At 70.4% G+C, this 14,615-nt stretch carries 14 protein-coding genes; 7 read left to right on the plus strand and 7 right to left on the minus strand.

Annotation, left to right across the window (positions count from 1 at the left end; all coding sequences use genetic code 11):
- Positions 1-90 precede the first annotated feature (90 nt).
- Positions 91-1,575, plus strand: a complete 1,485-nt coding sequence (locus tag ACSBPH_RS06995; protein ID WP_442576864.1) for a lipase maturation factor family protein — start codon at positions 91-93, stop codon at positions 1,573-1,575.
- 297 nt (positions 1,576-1,872) lie between these two features.
- Here the strand turns inward: ACSBPH_RS06995 and ACSBPH_RS07000 are convergent, their stop codons facing one another.
- The 3 genes from ACSBPH_RS07000 to ACSBPH_RS07010 all read right to left on the minus strand — a co-directional run bounded on the left by ACSBPH_RS07000 (position 1,873) and on the right by ACSBPH_RS07010 (position 7,215).
- Positions 1,873-2,712, minus strand: a complete 840-nt coding sequence (locus tag ACSBPH_RS07000; protein WP_442576865.1) for a GDSL-type esterase/lipase family protein — start codon at positions 2,710-2,712, stop codon at positions 1,873-1,875.
- A gap of 247 nt (positions 2,713-2,959) precedes the next feature.
- A complete protein-coding gene (locus ACSBPH_RS07005) occupies positions 2,960-6,070 on the minus strand; it encodes an AAA family ATPase (protein ID WP_442576866.1) in 3,111 nt (1,036 codons plus the stop codon).
- Positions 6,067-7,215 carry an exonuclease SbcCD subunit D gene (locus ACSBPH_RS07010; RefSeq protein ID WP_442576867.1) on the minus strand — a complete coding sequence of 383 codons (1,149 nt, stop codon included), beginning with the start codon at positions 7,213-7,215 and terminating at the stop codon, positions 6,067-6,069. Before ACSBPH_RS07010 ends, ACSBPH_RS07005 begins: the two co-directional genes overlap by 4 nt.
- A 354-nt stretch (positions 7,216-7,569) precedes the next feature.
- Here ACSBPH_RS07010 and ACSBPH_RS07015 point away from each other — a divergent pair, with 354 nt between their 5' ends.
- The 4 genes from ACSBPH_RS07015 (at position 7,570) to ACSBPH_RS07030 (ending at position 10,355) form a co-directional block, all read left to right on the plus strand.
- The gene (locus tag ACSBPH_RS07015) at positions 7,570-8,130 is read left to right on the plus strand and encodes a hypothetical protein (RefSeq protein WP_442576868.1); all 561 of its coding nucleotides are present in this window, start codon (positions 7,570-7,572) and stop codon (positions 8,128-8,130) included.
- 142 nt (positions 8,131-8,272) lie between these two features.
- Complete coding sequence (locus tag ACSBPH_RS07020) at positions 8,273-8,686, plus strand: (deoxy)nucleoside triphosphate pyrophosphohydrolase (protein ID WP_442576869.1); 414 nt, start codon at positions 8,273-8,275, stop codon at positions 8,684-8,686.
- Between the two features lie 15 nt (positions 8,687-8,701).
- Positions 8,702-10,003, plus strand: a complete 1,302-nt coding sequence (locus ACSBPH_RS07025) for an MFS transporter (RefSeq protein ID WP_442576870.1) — start codon at positions 8,702-8,704, stop codon at positions 10,001-10,003.
- 73 nt (positions 10,004-10,076) lie between these two features.
- Positions 10,077-10,355, plus strand: a complete 279-nt coding sequence (locus ACSBPH_RS07030) for a hypothetical protein (RefSeq protein WP_442576871.1) — start codon at positions 10,077-10,079, stop codon at positions 10,353-10,355.
- 41 nt (positions 10,356-10,396) lie between these two features.
- Here the strand turns inward: ACSBPH_RS07030 and ACSBPH_RS07035 are convergent, their stop codons facing one another.
- Both ACSBPH_RS07035 and ACSBPH_RS07040 read right to left on the minus strand, forming a co-directional pair.
- Entirely contained in the window at positions 10,397-10,843 is a 447-nt protein-coding gene (locus ACSBPH_RS07035; RefSeq protein ID WP_442576872.1) for an SRPBCC family protein, read from the minus strand.
- 100 nt (positions 10,844-10,943) lie between these two features.
- Positions 10,944-11,162, minus strand: a complete 219-nt coding sequence (locus tag ACSBPH_RS07040) for a DUF2188 domain-containing protein (RefSeq protein ID WP_442576873.1) — start codon at positions 11,160-11,162, stop codon at positions 10,944-10,946.
- A 189-nt stretch (positions 11,163-11,351) separates the two neighbouring features.
- On the opposite strand from ACSBPH_RS07040, the gene ACSBPH_RS07045 reads away from it, so the two are divergent.
- Positions 11,352-12,035 carry a phosphatase PAP2 family protein gene (locus ACSBPH_RS07045; RefSeq protein ID WP_442576874.1) on the plus strand — a complete coding sequence of 228 codons (684 nt, stop codon included), beginning with the start codon at positions 11,352-11,354 and terminating at the stop codon, positions 12,033-12,035.
- Between the two features lie 68 nt (positions 12,036-12,103).
- On the opposite strand, the gene panD is transcribed toward ACSBPH_RS07045, so the two are convergent.
- Together panD and ACSBPH_RS07055 are read right to left on the minus strand one after the other, a co-directional pair.
- Positions 12,104-12,499 carry an aspartate 1-decarboxylase gene (panD, locus tag ACSBPH_RS07050; RefSeq protein WP_442576875.1) on the minus strand — a complete coding sequence of 132 codons (396 nt, stop codon included), beginning with the start codon at positions 12,497-12,499 and terminating at the stop codon, positions 12,104-12,106.
- A 167-nt stretch (positions 12,500-12,666) separates the two neighbouring features.
- Positions 12,667-13,425, minus strand: a complete 759-nt coding sequence (locus ACSBPH_RS07055; protein WP_442576876.1) for a ZIP family metal transporter — start codon at positions 13,423-13,425, stop codon at positions 12,667-12,669.
- Between the two features lie 155 nt (positions 13,426-13,580).
- Between ACSBPH_RS07055 and ACSBPH_RS07060 the strand changes: the two genes are divergently transcribed.
- Entirely contained in the window at positions 13,581-14,567 is a 987-nt protein-coding gene (locus ACSBPH_RS07060; protein WP_442576877.1) for an LLM class F420-dependent oxidoreductase, read from the plus strand.
- The last annotated feature ends 48 nt before the right edge of the window (positions 14,568-14,615 follow it).

The following is a 14,615-nucleotide window of genomic DNA, read 5'->3' on the forward strand; positions in this document are numbered from 1 at the left end:
TCGGCGACCCCTGTCGCGGCATCCGTCGCCCGGTGGAAGACTGCCGCCATGGCCGGCTTCTGCACGAGTCGATACGGGCGCGGGTGAGCCGTGGACGGATTCGCCGCAGTCGACTTCGAGTTCGCCCGCCAGGTGCTCCAGCGGGGCGTCGCAGCGCTGTACGTCGTCGCCTTCCTCTCGTCGCTGAACCAGTTCCCCGCGCTGCTCGGCGAGCGCGGGCTTCTTCCCGCGCCGGAACTGCTCGCCTGGGCGCAGGGCTCGAAAACGAGGGGACGGATGCTGCGTCCCACCCTCTTCCGTCGCATCACCTATACCGATCGCCGCCTCGTCGCCCTGTGCACGGTCGGAATGGTCGTCGGCGTGGCGCTCGTGATCGGGCTCCCGCAACTCGCCCCGCCGTGGGTGCCGATGCTGTGCTTCCTCGCGCTGTGGATCGGGTACATGTCGATCTCGTCGATCGGCCAGACCTTCTACGGCTTCGGCTGGGAGATGCTGCTGCTCGAGGCCGGATTCCTCGCCGCGTTCCTCGGGTCGGACGACCAGCCGCCGCCGGTCCTGGTGATCGTGCTCTTCTGGTGGCTGCTGTTCCGCCTGGAGTTCGGCGCGGGCATGATCAAGATCCGCGGCGGGCGGGAGTGGCGCGACCTCACCGCCCTCATGTACCACCACGAGACGCAGCCCATGCCGGGACCGCTCAGTCGTCAGGCCCACCTGCTCCCCCGCTGGTTCCACAAGAGCGAGGTCGTCGGCAATCACTTCTCGCAGCTCGTCGTGCCCTGGTTCCTGTTCGCCCCGCTCCTGGGGCTCGTCGTGCCCGGGCCGGTGCCGGCGATCGTCGGCGCGATCGCGGCATCCGTCGTCATCGCGACTCAGACGTGGCTCGTCCTCACCGGCAACTTCGCGTGGCTGAACTGGGCGACGATCGTGCTGGCATTCTCGGGCTTCGGGGTCCCGGGGATCGGTGCGGGATCGCAGCGCCCGCCGAGCGACCTGCCGTGGCTCGTGAACGGGATGCCGTTGTACTGGGTCGTCGCCACCGCCGCCGTCTTCGTGCTCTACGTCGTGATCAGCTGGCCGGCCGCGCGCAACCTGGCGGCTCGGCGGCAGCTCATGAACGCGAGCTTCAACCGGTGGCAGCTCGCCAACGCCTACGGCGCGTTCGGCACGGTGACCAAGCGCCGCATCGAGTACGTCATCGAGGGGACGGCGGCGGAGGATCCGGGCGAGACCGACTGGCGCGAGTACGGCTTCAAGGGCAAGCCCGGCGATGTGCGCCGCATCCCGCGGCAGTGGGCGCCGTACCACCTGCGGCTCGACTGGCTCATGTGGTTCCTGCCGCTCGGGCGCTCGCTCGAGGACTGGTTCACCGCCTTCCTGGTGAAGCTTCTCGAAGCGGATGCCGCGACCCTCCGCCTCCTCGCCGAGGATCCGCTCCACGGCGAGCCCCCGCGCGCGATCCGCGTGGTCTCGTACCGCTACCGCTTCGCGACCCGCGCCGAGCTGCGCGCGACCGGCGACCGCTGGTTGCGCGACGAGCGCCGCGTGCTGGTGCGCCCCCTCCGCCTCCGCCCCTGACCCGGCCTGTTGCCCGGGGTCGCCTCCCCGCGTCCCGGCCACTTCGGGGACGCTTCTGATCGCTACAACGCCGCGATACCCGCCACACGCGTCCCCAATATCGCGCACACTACCCCGGCCCCCGGGCGAGCGAAGCGAGAGAAGCGGACGGATGCCTCGGCCCGGCCGTCCCCGATCCCCGAGCGAGCGAAGCGAGACGAGGAGCCGACGCCTCCCTCACGAGCGACGCCTCCCTCGCGAGCGACGCCGCCCCCCACGGGCGACGCCTCCCCGAACCTCAACCCGAGCGGGCTCGGCCTACGACGCCCACTGCGTCGTCGGCCAGGTGATCGCGGCGAGCGCCGCCTGGCCCGCGAGCGACGGGTGGAAGTAGTCCCGCGTCGAGATGTGCGCGCTCGTGAACGCGAAGTTCGCCACGGCGTAGTTGTCGAAGCGGCACTTCGCCGTCGCGGCGCAGGCCTCGGCGAGCGCCGCGTTGAACTCGTTGACTCGCTGCTGCACGGCGTTTCGCCGGTCGACGTCGGCCGGCTTGGTGCTCGTCGGGTTGGCGAGCATCGACTGGCAGACCTTGAGGAGGCTCCACGCGAGCCGCGCGGACGCGCTGTTCTTGCTGAGGTCGTACATCCGCTGCAGGTTCGGGATCGACGCCACGAAGATCTCGGGCTGATTCGCACTCGCCGCGAGCGCGGCGAGCCCCGCTTGCACATTGGTCTTGAAGCTCGCCGTCGGAGTCATGCCCGCGACCGTCTTGGTGCACGCGTCGTTCGCGCCGACCTCGAGCGTCACGTACTGCGCACCCTGCGACACGGCCTTCTGCGCCTGCGAAGCGAGCGCCGACGACGCCGCTCCGCTGACCGCATCGTTGTAGGTCACGAGCGCCGTCGCTCCGGCGGCGCGCAGTCGTGCGGCGTGCGAGACGACCGACGTGGTCGTCCCCGTCGACCAGCTGTTCGCGGGACACGAGAGCAACGACGAACACGTCATCGCGGCCTGCGTGATCGAGTCTCCGAGAGCCGCCATACGGGCGGGCAGTGGCGGTGCGGCCGAAGCCGCCGTTCCGGCGAAGAGCGAGCCGGCGATCACTGCGCCGGCGACGAATGCGGCGAGGGCGCGACGCCCGGCCTTGGATACGCGCATAGAGTCCCCCAGGACAACTCAAGTCGGCGGGGCGGGCCACTCGTCTTCGAGTCGTCCTCGGCACCGGCGTTTCGGGCCGACCGGTCCGGCGGATCGATCTGGCGCACAACCTATACCCGCCCGTTCCCGCCTCACAACGGCCCTCACGCACAATCGCACCGCGCCGCCGCGCCGCCCAATCCCGAAGCGGCCGGACCGCGAGCACCAGACGCACTCGCGCACATGTCCCCAGAAGGCGACGGATGCCTCAGCTCAGCGCGGCCGGCACCCCGGCCTGTGCCCGCACGACGCTCGGACCCCGCGGCGTCGCCTCGACGACGAGCTGCGCCGGGAGCTGCTCCTTCATCGCCTCGACGTGACTGATGACACCCACGGTCCGGCCGCCCTGACGGAGCTCATCCAGCGTGCGCATCGCGAGTTCGAGGGTGTCGGCGTCGAGTGAGCCGAAACCCTCGTCGATGAAGAGCGTGTCGAGGCGCACGCCGCCGGCGCGCGCCGTCACCACCTCGGCGAGCCCGAGCGCGAGCGCGAGCGAGGCCAGGAACGTCTCGCCGCCCGACAGTGACTGCGCCGGCCTCGGCATCCCGGTGAAGGAATCGAAGATCTCGATCCCCAGCCCCGAGGCCGCATTGCGCGCCGCGCGCGCGTCGGTGTGGTGCAGCAGGTAGCGCCCGGCCGACATCTCCGACAGCCGGAGGTTCGCCGCCTCGACGATCTCCTCGAGCTCGGCCGCGAGCACGAACGCCTCGAGCGTCATCCGCAGCGTGTTGGGCGGACGACCGGCGACCGTGTTCGCGAGGCGGGCGACGACGGATGCCTCGGCTGCCAGCTCCGATACTCCGGCCTGCGCGGCATCCACCCTGCGAACCAGCTCGCGCACGCGCTCGGCGATCTGCTCGGTGCGCAGCATCGTATGCGCGGCCTCCGACCACCGCGTCCGCGCGGACTCGAGGGCCGTGGCGGCGAGCTCGACGTCGACGAGTTCGTCGGGGACGCCCGCGAGCTCGAGCTCGAGCTCCCGCAGCCGATCCCGCTCGGCGCGGAGCGCGGCCTCGTGCGTGCGGATGCGCTCGTCGAGCCTCGTGCGCGTCGCCGCGTCGCGAAGCGCCGCGACGGCGGCCTCCACGCTCGAGGCGTCATCGGCGAAGACGGATGCCGCGACCCGCGCATCGCGGTCGGCTCGCGCCTCGGCATCCTGCACCCGCGCCGTCGCCGTACGGTCGAGGGCGTCGGCGAGGCGGCTCGCGGCATCGCGGAGACGGGTCGCGGCCGCGATCCGCTCGGCGACCGATCCGAACTCGCCGCGCGCGGCGACGACCGTCGCGCGCGCAGTCTCGGCGTCGGCGGTCTTGGCCGCGACGGCCTCGCGCGTCGCGGCGAGTGCCCCCGAAAGCGCCTCGCGCTCGGCACCCGCTGCCGCATCCATCGCGATGAGGTCGGCGTGCTCGGCGAGGAGGCGATCGCGTGTGGACACTGCCTGCTCCGCGGCATCGACCGCAGCGGCAGCTCCGTCGCGCTCTGCCGTGAGCAGGTCGACCGATCCCCCGCCGGCGCGGGCGCTGGCGGCGGCGTGCGCCTCGCGCGCGACGCGGGCCGCGTCGGTCGCCTCGACCTCGTCGGCTGCCGCGCGGTCGCGGGCGCGCTCGGCGACCGCGAACATCTCCTCGGTGACGGGGTCGTCCGAGGGCGCGGCCGGATGCGGGTGCTCCGTCGCGCCGCAGACGGCGCATGCCTCGCCGTCGACCAGCTCGGCGGCGAGCTCGGCCGCGTGGCCCGCCAGTCGTCGGCGGAGGAGCTGCGTCACCGCCGAGCGCGCACGGTCGTGCGCCTCCACGGCCTTCAAGTGAGCGATGTCGGCGACGCGCAGCCGGTCGGCGAACTTCTCGGCCTCGCGTGCGGCCCCGAGGCGCCGCTCGATCTCGTCGAGCTTCTCGCGCGCGGGCGCCAGCCCGGCCGCGGCGTCGCGCGCCGGCCCGAGAAGGGCATCGAGCGCTTCGAGCGCGGCGGGAAGCTGCGCGCGCGTGGCGTCGAGCTCGGCGATGAGCCGCGACTGCTCCTCGACGGCGGCAGCATCGCGGGCGAGCGACGCGTCGAGCTCGGCGAGGAGGCGCTCGGTCTCGGCCGCCTTCGCCCACACGGCGAGATCGCCCGTCAGGTCGGCGATGCGCTGACGGAGGGCCGCGGCATCCGTCACCGCCTCCGGATCGAGAGCGACCCACGCCTCGCGTGCTCTCTCTTCGGCCCGAACCGCGACGGCCAGCGCCTCGGCTGCCCGAGCAGCCCCTTCGATCGGCGCGCGGAGGGCCTCGGCGGCCTGCGCCCGGTCGAGCTCGGCACGGTCGGCGGCGACGGCGACCGCGTCTTCTTCGAGCCGGGCCAGCGCGCTGCGCGACCGGGCCCGGCGCTCCTGCCCTTCGCGCAGTTCCTTTGCCGCGGCGAACGCCGTCTGCGCCTCGCGATGTGCCGCGTCGGCCGCCTCGACCTCGCGGGTCAGCGTCTCGATGCGGTAGTCCACGCGCTGCAGGCCGCGGTTCACGGCTTCGAGCCGGTCCGGCGTCGATCCGCCGGCCGCGAGCCCCTGCGCCGAGCCGTCGGCCGCGAGATCGTGCCGCGACCCGCCACCCACGCCCGACCCGTCGGCCGAGAACACCCCTGCCGTGCCGGACCCGACAGCCCCGTCGAACCCCTGCTCGACGAGCACGCGCTCGGCCTCGCCCAGCAGCAACTCGACGAGCTCGTCGCTCGCCGCGACGGCGGCCTCGGCATCCTTTCGCCGCTGATCCAGCGCGCCCTGGTAGTCCTCGTACGTGCGGGTGCCGAACAGGCGGCGCAGGAGCTTCTGGCGATCGTCGCTGCGGGCGAGCAGAAACTCCGCGAACCGGTTCTGCGCGAGCAGGATCACCTGCAGGAACTGCTGCTGGTTGAGCCCCAGCAGCTCGTCGATCTCGTGCGCGACGTCGACGGGGCGCGCGGCGCGGCCGATCCAGCGCTCGTCGACCCACTGCAGCAGCTCGGCGCGGTGGGGCTCGGTCGTCATGCCCGTGCCGCGGAGCTTCGGCCGCTCGTACTCGGGCGACCGCGTGAGGCGCCACCGGGCGCCTGCGGCGCTGAACTCCAGGGCGACGGATGTCGGATCCTCTGGCGCGCAATGGTCGCTCCGCAGCCGCCGATCACTGCCCTCGTACCGCGGCACCGAGCCGTAGAGCGCGAAGCACACGCCGTCGAGCACACTCGACTTGCCCGCGCCCGTGCGGCCGGCGATGAGGAAGATGCCGTCGTCGGCGAACGCGTCGAAGTCAACGGTCTGGCGATCGCGGAACGGACCGAAGCCCTCGAGCTCGAGACGATGCAGCTTCATGCGGATGCCTCGGCGAGGACATGTTCGCCGATGAGCTCGCGGATGACGCCGATCTCGGCATCCGTCGCCCCTTCGCCCGCGCGCACATGCGTGAGGAAGGCGTCGAACAGCTCGACCTCGCTGCGCGCCTCGCGCACGCGGCCCGCATACGTGCGCCCATCGTGCGCCGGCACCCCCTCGGGCGTGTGGATGACCGTCGCGCAGTGCGGGAACCGCGCCTGCAGCCGGCGCATCGTATCGAGCTGCGGCGTCGCGTCGGTGTACTGCGCGCACACCCACGCGTCGGCGAACTCACCGAAGCGCTCGTCGGTCAGCAGCTCGTCGAGCGGCGCGCGAAGCGTCGTGAGCCGGCGGGGCACGGGAAGATCGAGCCACTGCGCCGAGGCGTAGCCTTCGCCATCCAGCTCGACGAGCCAGGAGCCGCGCGGCTTATCGGCCTCGCCGAAGCTGTAGTGCAGGGGCGCGCCGGCGTAGCGCACGCGGTCGCTGAGCCGCTGGCGCCCGTGGATGTGGCCGAGCGCGACGTAATCAGGCCCGTCGAGCACCGCGAGGGGCACGAGGTCGAGGCTTCCCTGGCGGATCTCGCGCTCGAGGTGCGGCGTGGGCTCGACACCCGCGACGAAGCAGTGTGCGATCGCGACCGAGCGTCCGCCGCGCTCGGCGAGGTCGGCGCGGATGAGCGACATCGCCTGCCCGAGCGCCTTCTGCTGCGACGTGACCTCGGGCCACAGGCGGCGCACGATCGCCGGCTCGAGGTAGGGGATGCCGTAGAAGTGCACCGACCCGTGCTCGTCGTCGATCGAGATCGGAGTGCCGACCTGCTCGGGACGCGTCACGACGTGGATGCCCGCGCGCAGCAGCTCTGCCTGAAAGCCGAGGCGCGCCGCCGAGTCGTGATTGCCGCTCGTGACGACGAGGTGGGCCCCGGCATCCGACAGCCCTGCAAGCGCATCGGTGAGGAGCGTGTAGCACTCGGCCGACGGCGTCGCCGAGTCGAACACGTCGCCCGCGACGATCACGACGTCGACCTCGTGCTCGCGCACCTGAGCGGTCAGCGCCGCGAGCACACCGCGGAGCGCATCGAGCGTGGCGTGGCCGTGAAACGACCGCCCGATGTGCCAGTCCGAGGTGTGCAGGATCCGCATGCAGACAACGTATTCGGCGCTCCCGACATCGCCCCCGAGGCGCTCCCGCGGTTCGCCCACAGCGATGCGACGGATGCCTCGTCCCGCGGTTTCGCGAAGCCCGCGTGTGCGACACGGCCCCGTTCCCCGGCATCCTCCCCGATCGACCTGACGGCGCCCCCGGCATCCAGTTGCCACAAGATCGCGCAACTCGATGCCGAGGTGCCACATGAACTGGCAACTCGCCCGCCCGGCCTCTCCGGCGGGCCCCGAAGCAATCGTCAGCTCCCCCGCGTTCGCCCGCCCGTCCCGTGCTTTTCACGAAAGTCCCGGCCGCGTCACCCCACCGAAACACGTCCGGGCGTACCGTGGAATATGGCGCCCACGACAGATCACTCACCCCGATCCACCGTCGTCGCTCTCGTCGGTCCCGACAGCGACGCGCTCCTCGCGGGCCTCCAGGGCCTGCCCGCGCTGCTCGCGATGCCGCTGCGCGGCGCCGAGCCCGCCGAGACGACGCGCGCCCTCGCGACCGCGAAGACTCCCTACGTCGTGCACGATGCCGATCCGCTCGAGCACGTCGCCGCCGCCTGGGTCGAGCTGTATGGCGAGCAGGCGACCCTCGGCACGCTCGAGATCGAGGTCGACACCGTCCTCGCCCAGTTCGAGTCGGGCGCGGCGATCATGCCCGACTACTACATCGTGCTCGGACCCGACGCGATCGAAGGGACCTGGCGCCACTGGTGGCTCGGCGCCCTCGCGCACCACGCCCCCTCGCGCGTGCTCCCCGTCGAGGCGTCGACCGCGGCGCTGCGCGCACGGCTGCGCCGCCTCCCTGCGTCACGGCCCTGGCCCGAACCGGCCGAGTGGCTCCCGCGCGTGCACTTCGACATCCCCGATCGGGTCGGTCTCCGCGACGAGCCCGGCGCCGCCTGACACCCCTGTCGACGGCGTCGGATGCCGCGGCCGCCCCGCGACGAGAACCTCGGCCCCCACCGGCACGACGCAACGCCTCGCACCGGTGAGATGCGCCACTCGCACACTCACGGATGTCGCACCTCCGTGCGACGATGACCCCATGTCCGAGCCGATCGATGTCGTCGCCGCCGTCATCGAGCACGACGGGCTGTTCCTCGCGTGCCGTCGCGCCCCGCACAAGGCCGCCGCCGGCAGGTGGGAGTTCCCGGGCGGCAAGGTCGAGCCCGGCGAAAGCGCCGAACAGGCGCTCGTGCGCGAGATCGGCGAGGAACTCGGCATCCGGATCCTGCCCGAATCGCACCTGACGACCGACGTGACCGGACCCGTTCGCCTCATCTGTCTGCGCGCACGTCTCGATGGCGAAATACCGCAGGCCAGCACCGACCACGACGAACTACGCTGGGTCGCGCGCGAAGACCTCGCCGTCCTCGAGTGGGCCGATGCAGATCTGCCCGCCGTCAGGATGCTCGCGAGTCCTGCGCACTGGTCCGCCTCGCGCAGGTGTCATGCCTGACCAGATCGGAACCTCATGACGTCACCGCCCCTCCCGACGCCTCGGCGCATCCAGGGCACCTATTACACGCTCGTGCTCGGCAACACCCTCGCGGCGTCGTTCATCTGGGGCGTCAACACGCTCTTCCTGCTCGATGCCGGGCTGTCGAACTTCGAGGCGTTCGCCGCGAACGCGCTCTTCACCGCCGGCATGCTCATCTTCGAGATTCCGACGGGCGTCGTCGCCGACACCCTCGGCCGCCGCGCGTCGTACCTCATCGGCACGATCACGCTCACCGTAACCACGGCGATGTACTGGATGCTGTGGCTCTGGCACTCGCCCTTCTGGGCGTGGGCGATCGTCTCGGTGCTGCTGGGGCTCGGGTTCACCTTCTTCTCCGGAGCCGTCGACGCATGGCTCGTCGATGCGCTCCGTGCCGTCGGATACAAGGGCAGCCTCGAGACGGTCTTCGGGCGATCTCAGATCTTCAGCGGCAGTGCGATGCTCGTCGGCTCGGTGCTCGGTGGCGTGGTCGCGCAGATGAGCAATCTCGGCGCGCCCTTCCTCGTGCGGGTCGCCCTGCTGCTCGCGATGTTCTTCGTCGCCGCGATGCTCATGCGCGACATCGGGTTCACGCCCGATCGCAGCGAAGGCCCGATCGCGGCGACCGGCACGGTGCTGCGGGCGTCTCTCAAGTACGGCCTCGGCAGGCCGCCGGTGCGCTGGCTCATGCTCGCGAGCCCCTTCACCGCCGGGGTCGGCATCTACGTCTTCTATGCACTGCAGCCCCACCTGCTGCAGTTGTGGGGCGACGAGGGCGCCTACTCGATCGCCGGACTCGCGGCCGCTCTCTTGTCGGGTGCGTCGATCGTCGGGGGCTTGATGGCCCCGTGGGTGCGCAAGCTCTTCCGCAAGCGCACCTCGACGATCCTCCTCGCCGCCGTCACGAGCGCCCTCGTGCTGGTGACCTTCGGCTTCGTGCAGAACTTCTGGATCGCCATCGGTCTCGTCGCCCTCTGGGGCATCGCCTCGGCGATCGACGACCCCGTGCACCGCGCGTACCTCAATGCGATGATCCCCTCGAAGCAGCGCGCGACGGTGCTCTCGTTCGACTCGCTCATGGGCTCGGCCGGCGGCGTCGTGATCCAGCCGGCCCTCGGCCGCGTCGCCGACATCAGCGGCTACGCCGTGTCGCTGCTGTGGAGCGGCGTCATCTCGGCCGCGGCCATCCCCTTCATCCTCCTCAGCCGCGCCGCCGGCTCCCCGGCTGACGTCGGCGACACGCTGGATGAGGAGACGGATGCCGCGCCCGGCGGCGACGCGAAGGCCGAGGTGTAGCGGGGTCGGTGCGTGGGGCTCGAATTCGCCCGCGGGTCGCGGCGAAGGAGGCGAACCGGCGGTAGACACCGGCGTGTTCGACGACCGGTATTCGCAGGGTGAAGGACCGGTTGCGGACGATCGGCCCGCCTACGCGGCGCGATACGTCGTGCGAATGGGTACGAAGTCGCTGGGTGCGTCCGCTGCCGTCGTGGCCGGGCTCGCCACTGTCACCCTCGGTATCTCCGTCGCGATGGAACTGCCGCAGGCTGTCCGCATCGCCGCCATCGCCGTCGGTGTCGTGTTGCTGGTGGCCGCGGGTGGGTTCATCGGTGCGGCCGTCTCCGCGCAGCGAAAGGCGAACTCGGATTGACGCCTCCGGTGCTCATGTCGACCGGGCGCGAATCCCACCGTTCAGCCGAGGTTCCTGCGTCCTTCCAGGAGATCTTTCGCACGAGCGAATCCGGTGGCCAGGTTCGTGCGCACCATCTCACCGATCATCGGTTCGGCGAACCGCATCAGACCCTCGGGCCGTCCCTCGATGGTCGCGCGGACGTCGCAGTCGTTGCCTGAGGCGATGAAGTCCATCACGAGCGCGGTCGGCACCGGTCCGGAAGTGCTCAGAGTCGCCATTCGCGCAGGTCGATCGAACTGTGTCACCCGCCAGTGGAAGTCGCTCTCGCGGCCCATCGCGCGAACGCGCGAATGGATGGTGGTCCCGACCCCTACTGGCAGCGGCGAGGTGACTTCCTCGAAGACCACCGACCCGTCCCACTGCGAGCGCGAACGAGCGTCGGTGAGGAAGTCGAAGACCTCCTCGACAGGTTGTTCGATCGAGATCGTCTCAATAACGGTGAACATCTGCTCCCAGCGCGCAACAGGAGTGTGCGCCCGTCTCGAGTAATCGTGACGCGATCGCCTTAGCGTCCCGCGGCGTCAGCGGGTGGGTTCACATCCGAGATCATCCGTGTCCGCGAGGATCGTTGCCCGGCGCCACGGTGTCCTTTGCCCGCACGGCACCATCCTCGCCATGTAGGAACAGCTCTCCGCCGCCGTGATCGCGGAGCCATTGCCTTCCAGTCGACAAGGCCTCCTCTTGAACGCGGTGGGTGGAAATCAGCGCACCATCACCTTTGAGATCCCAGTTCGTGCCATTCGGCACAACATGTGCTGACGCCATCGTCGGCTCCTTCCGCGCTGATCATCCTGACTGCATTCTGAAGATAGTCTCGGCATCGGCCCTTCGACAGGGCCCAGGAATTCTCCGCGCACTCCTCACCCAGTTCTCCGGGAGCGCCGACTACCTGCTTCACCCCGCGTTCGCGCCGGATGCCCTCTCATCCACGCAGCGCGCCACTAGGCTCCGGGCATGCCGTTGCTCCGAGCCGTCGTCCTGCCGGGGCTGGGCGCGATCATCGCTATCGCCGCAGCTGGGCGAGCTATGCGGCTCCTCGGCGGCGACGACCCACGCGAGGACCAGACCGTACGTGCGCTCCAGGCCGCATCCGGCCACCAACCGGATGACGTCGAAGCCACCGTCGCGACTGACACCTCCGACTTGAATGAGCGACGCGAGCCGATCGACCGCGTGACCAAGCCGCTCTCGTGGTACTCCGGCGTGCCGCAGACCATCGCAAACGGGGCGATCTGGTGCGGCGTGACCTGGCTCTTGACGCGCGACCTGCGCTCAGCGGTCGCCCCAGCGGCGGTGCTCACCCTTGAGACCGCGTGCTTCGTCGCATCCGCCGCGCTCGTGGGACGGCCACGACCCGAGCGGGTTTGGCGTCCGGAGCAACCGCACGCGACGTCGTCCTTCCCTTCCGGGCACACGGCGGCCGCCTTCGCACTCCACGGCACGCTCGCCGACCTGCTCGATCGTCACGGCGCCCGTGGCGCACGGCTCCTCGCGCCCGTCCTCCGGTACGCCATTCCCGGAGCGATCGCGTTCTCGCGGGTCTACCGCGGCCAGCACCACCTCTCGGACACCGTCGCGGGCGCCATGCTGGGACGGTGGAGCGCCGCTGTGGTGCGGCGGGAGCTGATCTCGTCGTAGGAGCGTGGGAGCCCGCATCCCGCCCGCCGCCTGCTGGTCGCAGACCCCGCGGGGAGTCGCCCGCAGCGTCAGACGGGGACGGCAGCAGACCTCAAGACGGCTACCGCGCGGTCGACTGCGAGGATCGCGTTCGAGTGGTCGACGTGCACAACCTTCGGGTCATATCGCGCGAGCTCCTCGTCGTCGTAGCTTGCGTAGGAGATGACGATCACAGTGTCGCCGGCCTGCACGAGACGGGCCGCAGCGCCGTTGACCTGAAGGGCGCCCGAACCTCGTTCCCCCACGATGGTGTAGGTCTCGAAGCGGGCACCGTTGTTCACATTGACGACGTGAACTTGTTCGTGCTCGAGGATGTCTGCAGCCTCGAGCAGATCGGCGTCGATCGTGATGGAGCCGACGTAGTGGAGGTCGCTCCCGGAAACCGTGCCTCGATGGATCTTGGACTTGAGCATGGTTCGCTGCACCGGGATGGCTCCTCACCGTTCAAGGCCAGGATCTTCCCGACCCAGGCACCATTTCTTTCTGGTCTCAGTCTAGGAACTCTCGCCTCCCCTCCCATGTGCGCCTCGCAAGTGGCACGTGCGAGCCGATGGCGGCGAGCGAGTCGGTGCTCACCCTCCCCGAGAGCGACCTACGAGACGGCCGACAGTCCGGCCGCCACAGCGAACCCGAGCACAGCGACCAGCCCTGCGGTATCGCCGGCCTTCTTCTTCGCTTCGGGAATCATCGCGCTGACCAACATGACGAGAAGGGCGCCGGCCGCGAAGCCGTCGATGGCGCCGGTGAGGCGGTCGTCGACCCCCGCGGACATTGCGTACCCGCCCAGAGTAGCCAGGGCGCAGACGACCGCCACAACGCTCCACCCGATGATGATTGGGCGGGATTTCGTTCCGGCAGCACGCATGTCGGTGGCTGAGCCGATCGACTCGGGCAGGTTCGATACGAAGATCGCGACGAGGAGAGCGACGCTGACGCCCTGACCGGAGCCCAGACCGATGCCCAGGACAGCCTGCTCGGGCACCCCGTCCAGCAGTGCACCCAGGAGCAGGGGCAGACCCGCGGCGCCCCCGGCGGAGCGCCCACCGATCTTCTCCACGCCGCGATCGCCGAGGAAGAAGACCACCCCGCCGGCGGCAAGCCCCAGAGCGACGGGCAGACCTCCGGACACAGCCAATCCTTCTTCGACCAGCTCGAACGAGACGCTGGAGATGAGTGCCCCCGCCCCGAAACCCAACACGGCCCCGACCAGCCGATCGTCCCATCGGTGGATGACTCCCAGCACCGCACCGATGACCAGGGAGGATGACGCGACCGCGCCCCATAAGAGAGCCGACAACACAGTGACGACGATATCGACGCGACCGGCATGTGCCCATGGCCACTGCGTCACCCTCGTGCGCCGCGCCTCGTGTCGGGAGACCTGGAGAACGCTGGAACCACGTTCCCCGGCGATCGTTTAGGTCTCAGTTCAGGAACCCGATCCTTCACCCCGACTCCGTCCGCGGCATCCGATCCCGGCGTCCTAGACGCACCTAGGGTTGGAGGATGCGATTCGGCGTCTTCATCCCGCAGGGCTGGCGTTTCGATCTTGTGGGCATCGACGCCGCACGGCATTGGGAGGTCATGAACGGCCTCGCGCAGCGGGCGGACTCCGGCCCCTGGGAATCGCTCTGGGTGTACGACCACTTCCACACCACGCCGGTGCCGACCGACGAGGCCACGCACGAGGCGTGGACTCTGATGGCGGCGTTCGCGGCATCCACCTCCCGCGTGCGGCTCGGGCAGATGTGCACCTGTATGGGCTATCGAAACCCGGCCTACCTCGCGAAGGTCGCGGCCACGGCCGACATCATCTCGGGCGGCCGCGTCGAGATGGGGATCGGCGGCGGCTGGTACGAGCACGAGTGGCGCGCCTACGGCTACGGCTTTCCCGGCATCCCGGATCGCCTCGCGAAACTGCGCGAGGGTGTCGAGATCATGCATCAGGCGTGGACGACCGGCCGCGCCACCCTCGACGGCAAGCACTACCAGGTCGACGGCGCCATCGTGCAGCCGCGCCCGCTGCAGGACGGCGGCATCCCGTTCTGGATCGCCGGCGGCGGCGAGAAGGTCACCCTCAAGATCGCCGCGAAGTACGCGACGTACACGAACTTCGCCGGGTCGCTCGAGGAGTTCGATCACAAGAGCGATGTGCTGCGGCGCCACTGCGACGACCTCGGTCGCGACTTCTCCGCCATCACGCGGTCGTCGAATTTCAACACCATCGTGGGCGACACGGAGGCCGACGTGCGCGAGCGCCTTGCAGCCCTGCGTGCACGGGTGCTGCCGTTCGTCGGCGACGACCGCGCCGACGCGATCGTACGCGACCTCGAGGGCTCCGACGGCGTGGGGACGCCCGACCGGATCGCGGAGCGGCTGGCCGAGCGCGCAAAGCACGGCCTCGGCTACGCGATCCACTACTTCCCGGATGCCGCGTACGACTCCACGAGCCAGGAGCTCTTCGAGGCGAAGGTCATCACGGCGCTGGCCTGAACGGGTCGGCGCGCCGGCCTGAGGGGTCGGTGCGCTCGGCTGAAGGGG

Source organism: Microbacterium sp. F51-2R (assembly GCF_052180235.1).
Classification (GTDB): Bacteria; Actinomycetota; Actinomycetes; order Actinomycetales; family Microbacteriaceae; genus Microbacterium.

Bases quoted from the DNA above. Each gene is read 5' to 3' on its own strand.
- ACSBPH_RS07015 (WP_442576868.1), top strand. From the start codon at position 7,570: ATGGCGCCCACGACAGATCACTCACCCCGATCCACCGTCGTCGCTCTC.
- ACSBPH_RS07040 (WP_442576873.1), bottom strand. From the start codon at position 11,162: ATGGCGTCAGCACATGTTGTGCCGAATGGCACGAACTGGGATCTCAAA.
- ACSBPH_RS07035 (WP_442576872.1), bottom strand. From the start codon at position 10,843: ATGTTCACCGTTATTGAGACGATCTCGATCGAACAACCTGTCGAGGAG.
- ACSBPH_RS07000 (WP_442576865.1), bottom strand. From the start codon at position 2,712: ATGCGCGTATCCAAGGCCGGGCGTCGCGCCCTCGCCGCATTCGTCGCC.
- ACSBPH_RS07060 (WP_442576877.1), top strand. From the start codon at position 13,581: ATGCGATTCGGCGTCTTCATCCCGCAGGGCTGGCGTTTCGATCTTGTG.
- ACSBPH_RS07045 (WP_442576874.1), top strand. From the start codon at position 11,352: ATGCCGTTGCTCCGAGCCGTCGTCCTGCCGGGGCTGGGCGCGATCATC.
- ACSBPH_RS07020 (WP_442576869.1), top strand. From the start codon at position 8,273: ATGTCCGAGCCGATCGATGTCGTCGCCGCCGTCATCGAGCACGACGGG.
- ACSBPH_RS07010 (WP_442576867.1), bottom strand. From the start codon at position 7,215: ATGCGGATCCTGCACACCTCGGACTGGCACATCGGGCGGTCGTTTCAC.
- ACSBPH_RS07005 (WP_442576866.1), bottom strand. From the start codon at position 6,070: ATGAAGCTGCATCGTCTCGAGCTCGAGGGCTTCGGTCCGTTCCGCGAT.
- ACSBPH_RS07025 (WP_442576870.1), top strand. From the start codon at position 8,702: ATGACGTCACCGCCCCTCCCGACGCCTCGGCGCATCCAGGGCACCTAT.